This is a genomic window from Roseateles paludis (assembly GCF_039872745.1).
GTDB classification, from domain to species: Bacteria; Pseudomonadota; Gammaproteobacteria; order Burkholderiales; family Burkholderiaceae_C; genus Pelomonas; species Pelomonas paludis.
Genome location: NZ_JBDPZD010000006.1, coordinates 199,859 through 214,729 on the forward strand (window position 1 = coordinate 199,859; position 14,871 = coordinate 214,729).

Sequence of the window (14,871 nt, forward strand, 5' to 3'; positions counted from 1 at the left end):
AGCGTTGGCTGGTCGGACATACCGGATTGCGAAACCCAAAGCCGGGCCGACCGGGCGCCCCAAGCCCAGGCCTGGCGCAGGTATGCGCTTGCTCACCTGGCGGTGGAGCCGGGATTGGCGGTACGAGCCGCTAGAATTCAGCCGTTTTCGGGCCATTTGGTGCCGAATCCCGGCTGATTCGTCGGGCCTTCGCCACAGCCCGCAGACATCCACAGATTGCCCACAGGGGCCTGTGGATAAGCTGTTGAAAGTTTTTGCTGTTGGCGACCTGCAACGACCGGGAATTGAGCGCTGGCGCGGGTTTCCGGGCAGGCCTTTTGACTAGAATGAAGGCCCAACAAGCAGTTGCCATACGATTTTGTTGGAAGGCGCGTCTCCCCTTGGACGTGCCTTTTTTTTGACTTCAGCACGCCGCTTCGCGGCTTCACATCGCTTCGCGATATGAGCTTCCGTCGCAACGGCTGCCGCCGTTGTAGCTCCTGCTCCGCGTGCCCAAGACTTTGATGAACCACATCCGCAACTTCTCCATCATTGCCCACATCGACCACGGCAAGAGCACGCTCGCGGATCGAATCATTCAACGTTGCGGGGGCCTGTCTGACCGCGAGATGGAAGCCCAGGTGCTGGACTCGATGGACATCGAGCGCGAGCGCGGCATCACGATCAAGGCGCAGACGGCTGCGCTGCAGTACACGGCGCGGGACGGCCAGGTCTACAACCTGAACCTGATCGACACCCCGGGGCACGTGGACTTCTCGTACGAAGTCAGCCGATCGCTATCGGCCTGCGAGGGCGCGCTGCTGGTGGTGGATGCGAGCCAAGGTGTCGAGGCCCAGACCGTGGCCAACTGCTACACGGCGCTGGACCTGGGCGTTGAGGTGGTGCCGGTGCTGAACAAGATGGACCTGCCCTCGGCCGACCCGGACAACGCCAAGTCCGAGATCGAGGACGTGATCGGCATCGATGCGTCGGACGCCATCCCTTGCTCGGCCAAGACCGGCATGGGCATCGACGAGATCCTGGAGGCCGTCATCGCCCGCATGCCCGCGCCGCGTGGCAACCCGGACGGCGCGCCCCGGGGCATGATCATTGACGCTTGGTTCGACAACTACGTTGGCGTCGTGATGCTGGTGCGTGTGGTCGATGGCCAGATCGGCAAGGGCGAGCGCATCCGCATGATGGCCACCAATGCGGTCTACGGCATCGAGCACCTGGGCGTGTTCACGCCCAAGAGCGAGAACCGCGAGCAACTGCGTGCGGGTGAGGTGGGCTTCGTCATCTGCGGCATCAAGGAGCTGGCCGCCGCCAAGGTGGGCGACACCATCACCCTGGAAAAGAAGCTGCCCAACAATGCCGGCCCGGCGACCGAGCCGCTGCCCGGCTTCAAGGAAATCCAGCCCCAGGTGTTTGCGGGCCTCTACCCGACCGAGGCCAGCGAGTACGACCAGCTGCGCGACGCGCTGGAGAAGCTCAGCCTCAACGACTCCTCGCTGCGCTTCGAGCCCGAGGTGAGCCAGGCGCTGGGCTTCGGCTTCCGTTGCGGCTTCCTGGGGCTGCTGCACATGGAGATCGTGCAGGAGCGCCTGGAGCGCGAGTTCGACCAGGACCTCGTCACCACCGCCCCGAGCGTGATCTACGAGGTCGAGCTGGGCGACGGCACCATCCTCAAGGTCGAGAACCCCAGCCGAATGCCCGACCCCGGCCGCATCGCCGAGATCCGCGAGCCCATCGTCACCGTGCATCTCTACATGCCGCAGGACTACGTCGGCGTGGTCATGACCCTGGCCAACCAGAAGCGCGGCGTACAGCTCAACATGGCCTACCACGGCAAGCAGGTGATGCTCACCTACGAGATCCCGCTGGCCGAGATCGTGCTCGACTTCTTCGACAAGCTGAAGTCTGCCTCGCGCGGCTACGCGTCCATGGACTACGAGTTCAAGGAGTACCGCGCCGCCGACGTGGTCAAGGTCGACATCCTGATCAATGGCGAAAAGGTCGACCCGCTGGCCATGATCGTCCACCGCAGCCAGAGCCAATACCGCGGTCGTGCCGTGGCCGCCAAGATGCGCGAGCAGATCCCGCGCCAGATGTACGACGTGGCCATCCAGGCCGCCATTGGCGCCAACATCATCGCGCGCGAGAACATCAAGGCGCTGCGCAAAAACGTGCTGGCAAAATGCTATGGCGGCGACATCACCCGCAAGCGCAAGCTGCTCGAAAAGCAAAAGGCCGGCAAGAAGCGCATGAAGCAAATCGGTTCGGTCGAGGTCCCGCAGGAAGCCTTCCTGGCCATCCTGCAGGTGGACGACTGAAGCCCCCCTCCCATCCCCTTTCAAAGTCTTCGATGAGTGCTCTCACCGGTGTTCTGTACGCGCTGCTTCTGGCCTACCTGGGTGGCTGGTACATGGGGCAGTGGAGCGGCAACTTCGCCCTCCTGCTCTTCATCCTGACGACGGTCACCTTTGCCTACTGGCTGGCCGAGCGCTTCCACTTCCTGCCGGCCCGCAAGGCCGCCGCGCAGGCCCTGGTGGACAGCGACGCCAAGCGCCGCGAGACGCTGGCCAGCCAAGGCATTCAGCGCGTGGACGGCGACATCGAAGGTGCCCGCCAGACCCTGCTTCAGCAACCTTGGTGGCTGGATTGGACGGCAGGTCTCTTCCCGGTCATCTTGGTCGTCTTCCTGCTGCGCTCCTTCGTCGTCGAGCCTTTCAAGATCCCGTCGGGCTCGATGGTCCCGACCCTGATGGTGGGTGACCTCATCCTCGTCAACAAGTTCCACTACGGCATCCGCCTGCCGGTCATCAACAAGAAGATCATCGCCAACCACGACGTGCAGCGCGGCGACGTGATGGTCTTCCGCTACCCGATGAACCCGGAGCAGGATTACATCAAGCGCGTGGTCGGCATCCCGGGTGACGAGGTCAGCTACCAGAACCAGCGCCTCTACATCAACGGGCAACTCGCGCCCGTGCAGCCGCAGGGCGACTTCTACGACGACAGCGGCTCGCCGCGCCTGTACCGCCCGCGCTTCACCGAGAAGCTCGGCGAGCGCGAGCACCAGATCCTGGTTGAGCCCAAGCAGGGCGCCCTGTTCCGCCCCGACGCGAACTTCCCGCACCTCGACCAATGCAACTACACGCTCGAAGGCGTGAACTGCAAGGTCCCGGCGGGCCATTACTTCATGATGGGTGACAACCGTGACAACTCACGCGATTCGCGTTACTGGGGGTTCGTGCCTGACGAGAATATCGTGGGCAAGGCCTTCTTGATCTGGATGAATTTCGGTAACCTCAAGCGCGTCGGCTTCTTCGAGTGACGCCTCGTCGTCATCACCCCTCACACCCCATGCAGCAGCAGCGCGGACTGACCCTCATTGGCCTTCTGTTCTGGGCCGTTGTCGTTGCCTTTGTGGCCTTGATTGGCATTCGGGCGGTGCCCACGGTGATCGAGTACTACACGATCCAAAAGGTCGTGGACCGCATCGCTGCCAGCAACCCCTCGACCGTGCCAGCCGTGCGCCAGGAGTTCGAACGCTTCGTGCAGGTCGAGTATTCGATCCAGAGCATTCGCGGCTCGGATCTGCAGGTGACCAAGGAGAACGACCGGGTCGTCATCTCCTTTGCCTACGACAAGGAAGTGCCCATCGCCGGGTCGGTCTATCTGCTGATCAAGTACGAGGGTCGCAGCCGCTGATGGCCAGTGGGCTTGTTGCCCTGCAGCAGCGCCTGGGGTATGCCTTTAGACAGCCCGAGCTGCTGACCCGGGCCCTTACCCACCGCAGCTTTGGGCAGGACCACAACGAGCGGCTGGAGTTCCTGGGCGATGCCGTGCTGGGCCTCGCGGTGTCTAGCCTGCTCTTCGAGGGGCGCTCGGCGTCCAGCGAGGGCGACCTGACCCGCGTGCGGGCTCACCTGGTGCGCGAGGCCAGCCTGCACCAGCTCGCGCTCAAGCTCGGCCTGCCCGATGTGATGCGCCTGTCCGAAGGCGAGGCCCGCGATGGCGGCGCACAGCGGCCCTCCATCCTGGCTGACGCCGTCGAGGCCGTGCTTGGTGCCGCTTACCTGGACGGCGGCTACGACGCCGCGCTCGGCATCGTGCGGCATTTGCTGGGCGCCACCATGGCTGAGGCCAGCGCCACCCCCAGCTTCGCGCGTGACCCCAAGACCGCCCTGCAGGAGTGGCTGCAAGCCCGTCGCCACGCGCTGCCGCAGTACCGCATCGTCGCTACCCGTGGTCGTGCGCATGACCAAGAGTTCGACGTCGAGTGCGCCGTCCCTGCCTTTGAAGCCACCGAGATCGGCCAGGGCCGTTCACGCCGCAGTGCCGAGCAGGCGGCGGCAGAGCGTATGCTGGCGCGCCTAACCCGCTTGTGAAGATGCTTCCCGGCCATGTCTGACGCTGTCGCACCCGACCCCAGCCCCGAAGCGCCGCAGCGCTGCGGTTTGATCGCCATCGTCGGTCGCCCCAACGTGGGCAAGTCCACCTTGCTGAACGCCCTGGTCGGCCAGAAGGTCAGCATCACCTCCGACAAGGCCCAGACCACGCGCCACCGCATCACCGGCGTGCGTACTGTCGATGAAGCCCAGTTCGTGTTTGTCGACACCCCGGGCTTCCAGACCAAGCACAACGTCGCGCTCAACCGCAACCTCAACCGTACCGTGCACGGCGTGCTGGCCGATGTGGATCTGGTGCTCTTCGTCGTCGAGGCCGGCCGCTTCGGGCTCGACGATGCCAAGGTGCTGGCCCTGCTGCCGGCCGACAAGCCCGTCGTGCTGGTGGCCAACAAGCTGGACGCCGTGCACCGCCGCGCCGAGCTGGCCCCCTGGCTCAAAGGCATGGCCGAGCGCCGTGACTTTGCCGAGTTCGTGCCGCTTTCGGCCAAGAAGGAGGCCGACGTCACGCGCCTCTTCAAGATCCTCAAGCCCTACCTGCCCGAGCAGGGTTGGTTCTATGACGAGGACGCGCTGACCGACCGGTCCGAGCGCTTCCTGGCCAGCGAGATCATTCGAGAAAAGCTCTTCCGCCTAACCGGCGACGAGCTGCCCTACACCTCCACTGTCATCATCGACAAGTGGGAGGAAGAGGGCACCCAGCGCCGCATCAGCGCCAGCATCGTGGTCGAGCGCGAGGCCCACAAGGGCATGATCATTGGCCAAGGCGGCGAGCGCCTCAAGCGCATCGGCTCCGAGGCGCGGCAGGAGCTGCAGACCCTGATGGACGCCCGCGTCCACCTCGAACTCTGGGTCAAGGTGCGCTCGGGCTGGGCCGACAGCGAAGAGCACCTGCGCTCCTACGGCTACGAGTGACATGAACCGGCGGGAGACCGGTCGCACGGGCCCGGTCCGGGCGAAAGCGCCGTCGCGCGGAGCGTCAGGCACACAGCCCCAACTCGCCTTTGTGCTGCATCACTACGACTGGAGCGAGACCAGTCTCATCCTTGACCTCTTCACCCGCGAGTCCGGCCGCGTGGCCGTGGCCGCCAAGGGTGCCAAGCGGCCTTACTCGCAACTGCGCGCCGTGCTGCTGCCGCTGCAGCGCATCCAGGTCAGCCTCTCCAAACCCACGCTGACCGAAAGCGGCGAGGTGCAGACCCTGCGCGGCGCCGAATGGGCCGGCGGCAACACCCTGCCCGGTGGGGCTGGCCTGTTTTCGGGCTACTACCTGAACGAGCTGTTGATGAAGCTGCTCGCCCGGCACGACCCGCACCCGCAACTCTTCGACGCCTACGCCGACACCCTCGCTGCCTTGGCGCAGCGCGATGACACCGCTGCGCTGCGCGCCTTCGAGCTGCGGCTGCTGGCCGAGCTGGGCCTGCTGCCCGACCTCAGCGTCGTCACCGCCACGCAGCGCGCGCTCGACCCGGCTAGCCGCTACCAGCTCTCGGCCGACAGCGGCCTTGTGCCCGCCAGCCACGACAGCGGCGCGCTGCGGGGCGACACGCTGATCCACCTTCAAGCCGCTCTGCTGCACGGCAGCGGTGATGCCCTGCGCGCTGCCTGCGCGGCCGAGTTGCCCTTGCTGAAAGCCGCACTGCGCGGCCTGCTGCACCATCACCTCGGCCACCAGGCCTTGCGCACCCGCGCCCTGCTGGTGGACGTGCAGAAGTTGCTCGACACTTGAGGGCCCACCCTCAGGCATCGCATGAACCCGCTCGCTCCCGCCGCCGCCAGTTGCGCCCTGTCCGTCAACGTCAACAAGGTTGCGTTGCTGCGCAACACCCGCCACCTGGGCGTCCCCAGCGTGCTGCGCGCGGCCGAGCAATGCCTGATGGCCGGCGCCCAAGGCATCACCGTGCACCCCCGGCCCGACGCGCGCCACATCCGCCCGAGTGACGTGGATGAATTGGCGGCCTTCCTTAAGGACTGGCCCCACATCGAGTTCAACATCGAAGGCAACCCGACGCAAAACCTGATGGACTTCGTGCGCCGCATCCGCCCGCACCAGGTCACCTTCGTGCCCGATGCCGAAGACCAGTTCACCTCCGACCACGGCTGGCAGTTGCCGCAGGATGCCGAGCGCCTGCGCCTCTTGATCCGCGAGGCCCAGGAGCTGGGCGTGCGCGTCAGCCTCTTCATGGACCCCGAGCCCACCGCCATGCCCCATGTGGCCGCGCTGGGGGCGGACCGCATTGAGCTCTACACCGAGAGCTTTGCCAGCAGCTTTGGCACGCCGCGCGGGCCAGAGGTGCTGGCCGCCTTCACCGCCACCGCCGAGGCCGCCTTGCGTGAAGGTCTGGGCATCAACGCCGGCCACGACCTCAACCGCGACAACCTCACCGCCTTCCTGCGCGCCGTGCCCGGCGTGCAGGAGGTCTCCATCGGCCATGCGCTGATTGCCGATGCGCTGGAGCTCGGCTATGCCGAGACGGTCAAGGCCTATCTGCGCGCCATCACCGAGGCGGGTCGATGATCTTTGGCGTCGGCACCGATATCTGCGACATCCGCCGCGTGGCCGACGCGCTGGCGCGGCGTGGTGACCGCTTTGCGCAGAAGGTGCTGGGCCCGCAGGAGCTGCGCGTCTTCCAGGAGCGCCGTGCGCGCGCCGAGGTACGCGGCACGGCCTATCTGGCCACGCGTTTCGCCGCCAAGGAAGCGTTCTCCAAGGCCATCGGCCTGGGCCTGCGTGCGCCCATGAGCTGGCATGCCTGCGAGCTGCTGAACGGCCCCATCGGCAAGCCCGAGTTCGTGCTGCACGGTGAGCTGGCCCAATGGTTTGCCGACCGCAGCCTGCGTGCGCAGGTGAGCATCAGCGACGAGCGAGACACTGCCGTGGCCTTTGTCGTCGTCGAGGACCTCCGGCTGGCATCGGACCGAGGCAGCGAACCCGGCGCGGCGCGCGAAGCCAGCATGCCGTCGACGCGCGCGGTGTAGTCCTGGCCTGGCGCCTCTCAGTGGGCGCCGTGAAAGAGCAGCCGCTCGGCCAACTCCCGGCGCGCTGGCGGCTGGGTCTGCACGCGGTCCAGCAGCGCGATGACCGGTTCGCAGCTGGTGTTCGGCGTGGCGGCGGTGGTGGGTGTGTCGCGCCACAGCTGTGCCAGCGCACCCAGGGCGCCGGCGCCCATGGAGCGTGCCAGCACCTCGGTCTCGATGGCATTGGGCGGGCGGGGCAGCCAGCGCGGGGGATTGGACTGGGCGGCGTCGAGCAGCCATTGGCTTTCCCGCACCTGCAAGGGCAGCGGCAGCGTCGGGCGGGCTGCGATCCGGCCGTCCAGCAGGTCGCGGCAGCCAGGGCGGCCATTGCGCTCGGCGGGCGTGCGCAGGGCCTTGAGCTGGTCGGCTACCAGTTGCACATAGCGCCGCCGCAGGCCGGTGTCGGCACTGGCAATCAACTGGGGCATCTGCTGCGCCAACGGTGAGAGCGCGGCGGCCTGCACCTCCGTATCGGACAGGCCGGCCGAGCGGGCTTCCCACATGCGCTGCGCCACCGCCTCGATGGTGCCGCCCTGGCGGCGCTCCAGCGCGTCCCACACCGGGTGGGTGCGCAGCGCATCCTGGAAATCGGCCAGCCCCGAGCTGCCGGCCAGCGGCAGTTCGACGTCCAGCGTTTGCGGCAGCGGCGCCACCAGGCCTTGCAGGTCACGTTCCTTCGGGAACCACATGCTGCGCGCCGGCGTGGCCAGGGTCTTGTCGATCAGGGCCTCCGGCAGGCCCAGCTTGCGGTAGGACTCGGCGAGGTTCTGGTTGGCCAGCTCCTCAAATACCGGGTTGAAGGTGCCCGTGGACGCGCGGTGAAACCCGAGCCGCGCACCCGGCGTGAGCTGGCGCGGCTGGCCGGCCATGAAGACCAGGGTGCAGGCGCTGGCGCAGGTGCCCACCGCACGGCTGGCATGGCGGTGCTGCTGCAGGGCCTCGGCCATGCGTTCAGCCTCGCGCACGCGGCCACCGGGCGACTCAAGTTCCACCCGCTTCAACTGACTGGCCTCGCTGCTGGCCAGCAGCTTGCGCACCCGCTCGCCATCGCCCATGCCGATGGTGCCGGCCACGCGCAGGCTGCGCCCATCGGCCGAGAGGCTGAGCGTGGCCTGGCCGATGGGGTCGATGCCACGCGCCATCTGCCAGTAGTTGCCCACATTGGGCGCAAAGCCAAACAGCACCGAGGCCCCAAACTGCAAGGCCCCGAGCGCCAGCGTCACGCGCGCCAGCCAGCCCCACAGGGCAGCACCCTCGTCGCGCAGGTAGTTGCCCGCAGCGCGCCAGGCGCCGACGATGCACCACACATCCATGCCCATCAGCAGCGGCACGCCCAGCAGGGTCACGATGGCGCTGATCTGCAGCGAGTCGCCCTTGACGCTGATCCAGCTCATCAACCCGGTCAGCAGCAAGGCCAGCGGCGTGGCCAGCAGCATGTTGTTGAGCCAGTAGCTGCGCGCCAGGCTCAGCTCGCCGCGCCAGTGGCGGGCGATGTAGCTGCCTTCGGTGGCCACGGGCGGCGGGGCAGGGCGGGCGCGCCGGCGCGGCTGCTTGGAGGCCTGCTGCCAGGCTTGCGGGGCCTCGGTGGGCCGCACGATGCCCGTGCCGTCCACCATCGTGGGGTCGACGTAGGGGCGAGGGGGCTGGGTGTCCGACATGCCAGGCATCGTAGATTCGGCCCCCCGATCTTTGATGGCAATTTGCACGCTGTGGCGCGCCTTGTGCGGCCGGCTTGTCCCATGAAAAAGGCCCGGGCTGAGCCGGGCCTTGGGAGTGGCGGTTGAGCCGCCGTGGCAGTCGGGGCCGGTTTCAGGCCTCGAAGGGCAGCTTCACCTGGCTCAGGTCCTTGCGCGTCTCGACGAGGATCAGCGGGCCTTCGTCCAGCACCACCACGGGTGCCGGCTCGCGGCCCAGCGGTGCGGGGGCAGGCTCGGCCGCGATGGCGGCCTGGGCGGCGGCAATCTTGTCGGCATCCGAGTTGACCCACTGCAGACCGGCGCCTTCGGCGATGGCTTGCAGGTCACTCAGCGGCAACACGAAGGGCTGTGCGGCCACAACCGGGCTCGGGCTCGGGGCCGGTGTGGGCGCCGGCGTCGGGGCGGCCACGCCGGAGTCATGGGCGCTCAGCGCTGCTTCGATCAGCGAGACCTGCTGGGGCACCACGACAGCGGCCGGGGCAAGTGTCTCGGCGCCTTCCGTGCTGGTCGCGTCAGCGGCTTGTGGCACGGCGTCGTCCTTGCGGCCATCGCGGTCGTCGCGATCGCGCCGGCCCCGGCGGTTGCGGCGGCGGCCACCCTCGCGGACAGCGCCTTCGTTGGCGTCGTCGCCGTCATCGACAGGGCTGTCGGTGGCGGGGGCCGCGTCGGTGGCGGTGTCCACCGGCGCATCGGCAGCGGCTTCGGTGCCAACTTCAGGGGCGCCGTCGGCCCCACGGCCCTCACCGCGACCACGTCCACCACGGCGGCGGCGGCGGCCACGGCCTTCGCGTTCGTCGCCCGCGCCTTCGGCGGTGGGCTCGGTGGCTTCGGCCTGGGTATCGACAAAGGCGGGCGGTGTGTCATGCGCTGCGGCCAGTGCCGGGTCCAGCAGGGCGGTGGCGTTGTCGCTCACTTCGGCCGTGGGTGCGCGCTCCTGGCGGGGGCGGCGCTCGCCACGTTCACCGCGGTCGCCGCGCTCACCGCGCTCTGCCCGTTCGCCACGCGGCGGGCGTTGCTCGCTGCGCGCGGGCGTCTCGGCGCCTTCGGCTTCGGGGCGGGCATCCGGGCGCTCGGCGCGCTCGTTGCGTTCGTTGCGTTCGTTGCGTTCGTTGCGCTGGCCATTGCGGCCACCGCGTTCCTGGCGCTCACCACGGCCTTCGGTCGGCTTGTTGGCCTCGCGGCCCTCGGTGGGCTTGGCGCCGCCGCGACCACGGTCTCCGCCACGGTCGCGGCGGCGGCCATCGCGGCCTCCGTCACGTCCACCATCGCGGCCGCCATCACGGCCTTCACGCTTGGGCTTGTCGGTGCTGGCCGCTGCGGCCGGGGCCGGCTTGGCCTCGATGGCGGCGGGCTCGCTGCCGCCCGAGAGCCAGCCGATCAGGCGGCTGAACAGGCCCTTTGGCGCCGGTGCGGCGGCGGGTGCCTTGGCGGCTGGTGCGGGTGCGGCCACGGGCGCAGCCGCCACCGGGGCGGGTGCCGGGGCCGGCATCGGTGCGGGCAGCTCGGGCAGGATGCCCTTGATCACCGGCTCCTGCTTGTTCTTCTTCTCGATGTCACCGCGACGGGTGATGCCCACCTCGTCGGTCGGCTCCTCGATCATGGTGTAGCTGGCCTGCAGGTTTTCCAGGCGGGGGTCGTCGTGGCGCAGGCGCTCCAGCTTGTAGTTCGGCGTCTCGAGGTGCTTGTTGGGCACCAGCAGCACGGTGACACGCTGCTTGAGTTCGATCTTGGTGATCTCCTGGCGCTTCTCGTTGAGCAGGAAGGAGGTGACCTCCACCGGCACTTGCACGTGCACGGCGGCGGTGTTGTCCTTCATGGCCTCTTCCTGGACCATGCGCAGGATCTGCAGCGCGCTGCTTTCCGTGTCGCGGATGTGGCCGGTGCCGTTGCAACGCGGGCAAGTGATGTGGTTGCCTTCACTCAGCGCCGGGCGCAGGCGCTGGCGGCTCATCTCCAGCAGGCCGAACTTGCTGATGGAAGCGAACTGCACGCGGGCGCGGTCGTTGCGCAGCGCGTCACGCAGACGCTGCTCGACCTCGCGGCGGTTCTTGGATTCCTCCATGTCGATGAAGTCCACGACGATCAGGCCGCCCAGGTCGCGCAGGCGCATCTGGCGGGCGATTTCGTCGGCCGCTTCAAGGTTGGTGCGGGTGGCGGTTTCCTCGATGTCACCGCCGCGCGTGGCGCGTGCCGAGTTGACGTCCACCGAGACCAGGGCCTCGGTGTGGTCGATCACGATGGCGCCGCCCGAAGGCAGGTTCACCGTGCGGCTGTGGGCCGTTTCGATCTGGTGCTCGATCTGGAAGCGGCTGAACAGCGGCGCGTCGTCGCGGTAGCGCTTCACGCGGTGCCCCTGGTCGGGCATCACGTGGTTCATGAACTGGTGGGCCTGGTCGAACAGATCGTCCGTGTCGATCAGGATCTCGCCGATGTCGGACGTGAAGTAGTCGCGGATCGCGCGGATCACCAGCGACGACTCCTGGTAGATCAGGAAGGCGCCCTTGCCCGCCTTGGAAGCGCCGTCGATGGCCTCCCAGAGCTTGAGCATGTAGTTCAGGTCCCATTGCAGCTCGGCAGCCGAGCGGCCGATGCCGGCGGTGCGGGCGATCAGGCTCATGCCCTTGGGGTATTCGAGCTGGTCGAGGGCCTCCTTCAGCTCCTCGCGCTCTTCGCCCTCGATGCGGCGGCTCACGCCACCGCCGCGCGGGTTGTTGGGCATCAGCACCAAGTACCGGCCGGCAAGGCTGACGAAGGTGGTCAGTGCCGCGCCCTTGTTGCCGCGCTCTTCTTTCTCGACCTGGACCAGCAGCTCCTGGCCTTCCTTGATCGCGTCCTTGATGGTCGCGTTCTTGACGTCGGTGCCGTCGCGGAAGTACTGGCGCGAGATTTCCTTGAAGGGCAGGAAACCGTGGCGGTCTTCGCCATAGTCCACAAAGCAGGCTTCGAGCGACGGCTCGACGCGCGTCACCACTGCCTTGTAGATATTGCCTTTGCGTTGTTCGCGGCCTTCGATTTCGGTCTCGAAGTCCAGCAGCTTCTGGCCATCAACGATGGCCAGGCGACGCTCTTCCTGCTGCGTCGCATTGATCAGCATGCGTTTCATGTCGTCATCACTCCTCGCGCGCTGGATTTGGAATCCAGGCGCATCACCTCACACGCCGCTCGAAGGCGGCATCAAGATGCACGGGCGATGACGCTGAACCGTGGAAGGAATCGCCCTGGACCGTCTGGCAGCCGATCAGAAGATCGGCGCTCGGACGGCGTTGGCGCGTGCGGCCAGGCGGTCGGCAACGGTTGGCGCTCGCCCGACCCCGCGCGTCGCGGCGGTGCGCCGCGCTCTCGCGCCGGCACGGGGCCGGGGCGGCGCATGAAGGGGGAGGGGAGTGCTCATCCGCTGAAGACTGCTGGACGCGGGCCAGAGACCGGATACGACGGCGGGCCGGTGGGCCCAGGCGGCGTCGATCTCTCGCCTTGAAACCTTGTTCTTGCTCGCAGTGCCGATTCAGAGAACGGGGGCTGCTCGCGGGGTTCGTGTCATCGCTCTGCCACACCAGGCAATGGGCCGCAGGCTCACTTGGGGAGACCGCCTGTCCACCGATCTGGCGCGTTGCATCGCCACTGGCAACTCGGGCCTAGCCCGGAGCTGCGCCGCGTTGCCACCGCTAAAATCAAAAGAATCAAACACTTACGGCGACAACGTGGTGAAAAGGATTATAGAGGCAGGCCGGCGGCAGCCAGCCCGGCCAGCCGCCACGCGCAAAGCCGTGCTTTCCCCAGGGCCGGCGCCCGAAACCCGGCCAAGTGTGAAATTTGTCCAGGTCGATGAAGGTTCGGCCGGCCAGCGGCTCGACAACTTCCTGCTGCGCGAGCTCAAAGGGGTCCCCAAGACCCACGTCTACCGGGTCATCCGGGCCGGCGAGGTGCGCGTCAACAAGGGCCGTGCCCAGGCCGACACTCGCCTGGCCCTGGGCGACGAAGTGCGCATCCCGCCGGTGCGCGTGGCCACCAAGCCCGATGACGCCCCGGCCGCCCCGCCGCGCGAGTTCCCCATCGTGTTCGAGGACGAGCACCTGCTGGTCATCGACAAGCCAGCCGGCGTGGCCGTGCACGGCGGCTCGGGCGTCAGCTTCGGTGTCATCGAACAACTGCGCCGCGCCCGGCCCACAGCCAAGTTCCTGGAGCTGGTCCACCGGCTGGACAAGGAGACCTCGGGTCTCTTGATGATCGCCAAGAAGCGCAGTGCGCTGACCCACCTGCAAGACCAACTGCGCGACCGCGAGACCGGCAAGACCTATGCCGCTCTCGTCTGGGGCGACTGGCCCGAGAAGCTCAAGGTCATCGACGTGCCCTTGGTCAAGTTCGTCGGCAGCGACGGCGAACGCTGGGTGCGTGCCGGCACCGCCGACGAGCCCGACGCCAAGCGCTCCATCAGTCTGGTCAAGGTGACACAGCGCCTGGGCTGGGCCACCTTGCTCGACGTCACCATCAAGACCGGCCGCACCCACCAGATCCGCGTCCACCTGCAGCAGGCCGGCCACCCCATCGTCGGGGACCCCAAGTACGGCGACTTCGAGCGCAACCGCGAATTGGCCCGGGGCCCGCAGCGCTTTGACCGGATGTTCCTGCACGCCCGGCAGTTGCGCGTCAGCCACCCGGCTACTGGGGCTGAGCTGCTGCTCACTGTGCCCCTGCCGGCTGAATGTGAGAAGCTGCGCGCCCACTCCACACCCCTTGCATGAGACCCCAACGCTTCGACCTCCTCGCCTTCGACTGGGACGGCACCCTGTTTGATTCCACGGCCCTGATCGCTCGCAGCATCCAGCGCGCGGCGGTGGACCTGGGGCTGGAGGAGCCGGACTACGACGAGGCCAAGTACGTGATCGGGCTGGGCTTGCGCGATGCGCTGGAGCGCGTGGTGCCGGGCCTGTCGCCTGACCGCTATGGCGACCTGGGCCTGCGCTACCGCCACCACTACCTGGGTTCAGAGCACGAAGTGGCCCTGTTCGACGGCAGCGTTGAGATGCTGCAGGCCCTCAAGGCGCGGCACCACTGGCTGGCCGTGGCAACAGGCAAGAACCGCGTGGGCCTGGACCGGGCCTTGGTGACGGCCGACCTGACCAAGATGTTTGATGCCACCCGCACGGCCGACGAGACGCGCTCCAAGCCTCACCCGCAGATGCTGCACGAGCTGATGCGCGAGTTCGGCGTCGAGCCCGAGCGCTGCCTGATGATTGGCGACACCACGCACGACCTGCAGCTGGCGGCCAATGCGGGTGCGCCTTGCGTGGCCGTCAGCTTTGGCGCGCATGACCACGAGACCTTCGGTGAGTTCAACCCGCTGTTCATCGCGCACTCGACGCGAGAGCTGCACGACTGGCTGATTCAGCATGCCTGATACCGCCGGACTGCCACTCTGCGCATCGACCGAGCTCGAAGAGCGCGGCCGGGCGCACACCTTCGAGGTGCTGCAGTGGCGCGAGCCGGTCACGGCCTTTGCGATGCGCTTTGAAGGCCAGGTGGTGGCCTACCTGAACCGCTGCGCGCACGTGCCCACCGAGATGGACTGGCAGGAAGGCCAGTTCCTTGATGGCGACAAGGAATTCATCATCTGCAGCATCCATGGCGCCATGTACGACCCGCGCTCTGGCCGCTGCATCTCGGGCCAATGCGGACGCATGGGCCTGACGCCTGTCACTGTCAGCGAGCGCGAAGGCCAGGTCTACTGGCACCCCAGCGCTGACACCAAACCCGCCTTTGAAGACTGA

13 protein-coding genes are annotated in these 14,871 nt (G+C 67.5%); 11 read left to right on the forward strand and 2 right to left on the reverse strand.

Features of this window, described 5'->3' with window-relative positions:
* Window positions 1-503: 503 nt before the first annotated feature.
* From lepA to acpS, 8 genes are all read left to right on the forward strand, one after another.
* Window positions 504-2,312, forward strand: coding sequence for a translation elongation factor 4 (gene lepA, locus ABDJ85_RS17890; protein WP_347706155.1), 1,809 nt, complete (start codon window positions 504-506; stop codon window positions 2,310-2,312).
* Window positions 2,313-2,344: 32 nt separating this feature from the next.
* Window positions 2,345-3,316: a signal peptidase I gene (gene lepB / locus ABDJ85_RS17895; RefSeq protein ID WP_347706156.1), complete on the forward strand. Its 972-nt coding sequence runs from the start codon at window positions 2,345-2,347 to the stop codon at window positions 3,314-3,316.
* A 29-nt stretch (window positions 3,317-3,345) separates the two neighbouring features.
* Window positions 3,346-3,693: a DUF4845 domain-containing protein gene (locus ABDJ85_RS17900; protein WP_347706157.1), complete on the forward strand. Its 348-nt coding sequence runs from the start codon at window positions 3,346-3,348 to the stop codon at window positions 3,691-3,693.
* Complete coding sequence (rnc, locus tag ABDJ85_RS17905; protein ID WP_347706158.1) at window positions 3,693-4,373, forward strand: ribonuclease III; 681 nt, start codon at window positions 3,693-3,695, stop codon at window positions 4,371-4,373. The genes ABDJ85_RS17900 and rnc overlap by 1 nt, the downstream gene beginning before the upstream one ends.
* Window positions 4,374-4,388: 15 nt before the next feature.
* Complete coding sequence (gene era / locus ABDJ85_RS17910; RefSeq protein WP_347706159.1) at window positions 4,389-5,306, forward strand: GTPase Era; 918 nt, start codon at window positions 4,389-4,391, stop codon at window positions 5,304-5,306.
* Between the two features lie 91 nt (window positions 5,307-5,397).
* Window positions 5,398-6,120 carry a DNA repair protein RecO gene (gene recO / locus ABDJ85_RS17915; protein ID WP_347706160.1) on the forward strand — a complete coding sequence of 241 codons (723 nt, stop codon included), beginning with the start codon at window positions 5,398-5,400 and terminating at the stop codon, window positions 6,118-6,120.
* Between the two features lie 21 nt (window positions 6,121-6,141).
* Window positions 6,142-6,909 carry a pyridoxine 5'-phosphate synthase gene (locus tag ABDJ85_RS17920; RefSeq protein ID WP_347706161.1) on the forward strand — a complete coding sequence of 256 codons (768 nt, stop codon included), beginning with the start codon at window positions 6,142-6,144 and terminating at the stop codon, window positions 6,907-6,909.
* Complete coding sequence (gene acpS / locus ABDJ85_RS17925) at window positions 6,906-7,370, forward strand: holo-ACP synthase (protein ID WP_347706162.1); 465 nt, start codon at window positions 6,906-6,908, stop codon at window positions 7,368-7,370. The genes ABDJ85_RS17920 and acpS overlap by 4 nt, the downstream gene beginning before the upstream one ends.
* 17 nt (window positions 7,371-7,387) lie before the next feature.
* Here the strand turns inward: acpS and ABDJ85_RS17930 are convergent, their stop codons facing one another.
* Complete coding sequence (locus tag ABDJ85_RS17930) at window positions 7,388-9,067, reverse strand: COG3904 family protein (RefSeq protein ID WP_347706163.1); 1,680 nt, start codon at window positions 9,065-9,067, stop codon at window positions 7,388-7,390.
* 151 nt (window positions 9,068-9,218) lie between these two features.
* A complete protein-coding gene (locus ABDJ85_RS17935; protein WP_347706164.1) occupies window positions 9,219-12,209 on the reverse strand; it encodes an Rne/Rng family ribonuclease in 2,991 nt (996 codons plus the stop codon).
* Between the two features lie 700 nt (window positions 12,210-12,909).
* On the opposite strand from ABDJ85_RS17935, the gene ABDJ85_RS17940 reads away from it, so the two are divergent.
* Genes ABDJ85_RS17940 through ABDJ85_RS17950 form a run of 3 tightly spaced genes read left to right on the forward strand, consistent with a single transcriptional unit; the run spans window position 12,910 to window position 14,871 of the window.
* The gene (locus ABDJ85_RS17940) at window positions 12,910-13,845 is read left to right on the forward strand and encodes an RluA family pseudouridine synthase (protein WP_347706165.1); all 936 of its coding nucleotides are present in this window, start codon (window positions 12,910-12,912) and stop codon (window positions 13,843-13,845) included.
* Window positions 13,842-14,501, forward strand: coding sequence for an HAD family hydrolase (locus ABDJ85_RS17945; protein WP_347706166.1), 660 nt, complete (start codon window positions 13,842-13,844; stop codon window positions 14,499-14,501). The genes ABDJ85_RS17940 and ABDJ85_RS17945 overlap by 4 nt, the downstream gene beginning before the upstream one ends.
* Window positions 14,494-14,871 carry a Rieske (2Fe-2S) protein gene (locus ABDJ85_RS17950; RefSeq protein ID WP_347706167.1) on the forward strand — a complete coding sequence of 126 codons (378 nt, stop codon included), beginning with the start codon at window positions 14,494-14,496 and terminating at the stop codon, window positions 14,869-14,871. Before ABDJ85_RS17945 ends, ABDJ85_RS17950 begins: the two co-directional genes overlap by 8 nt.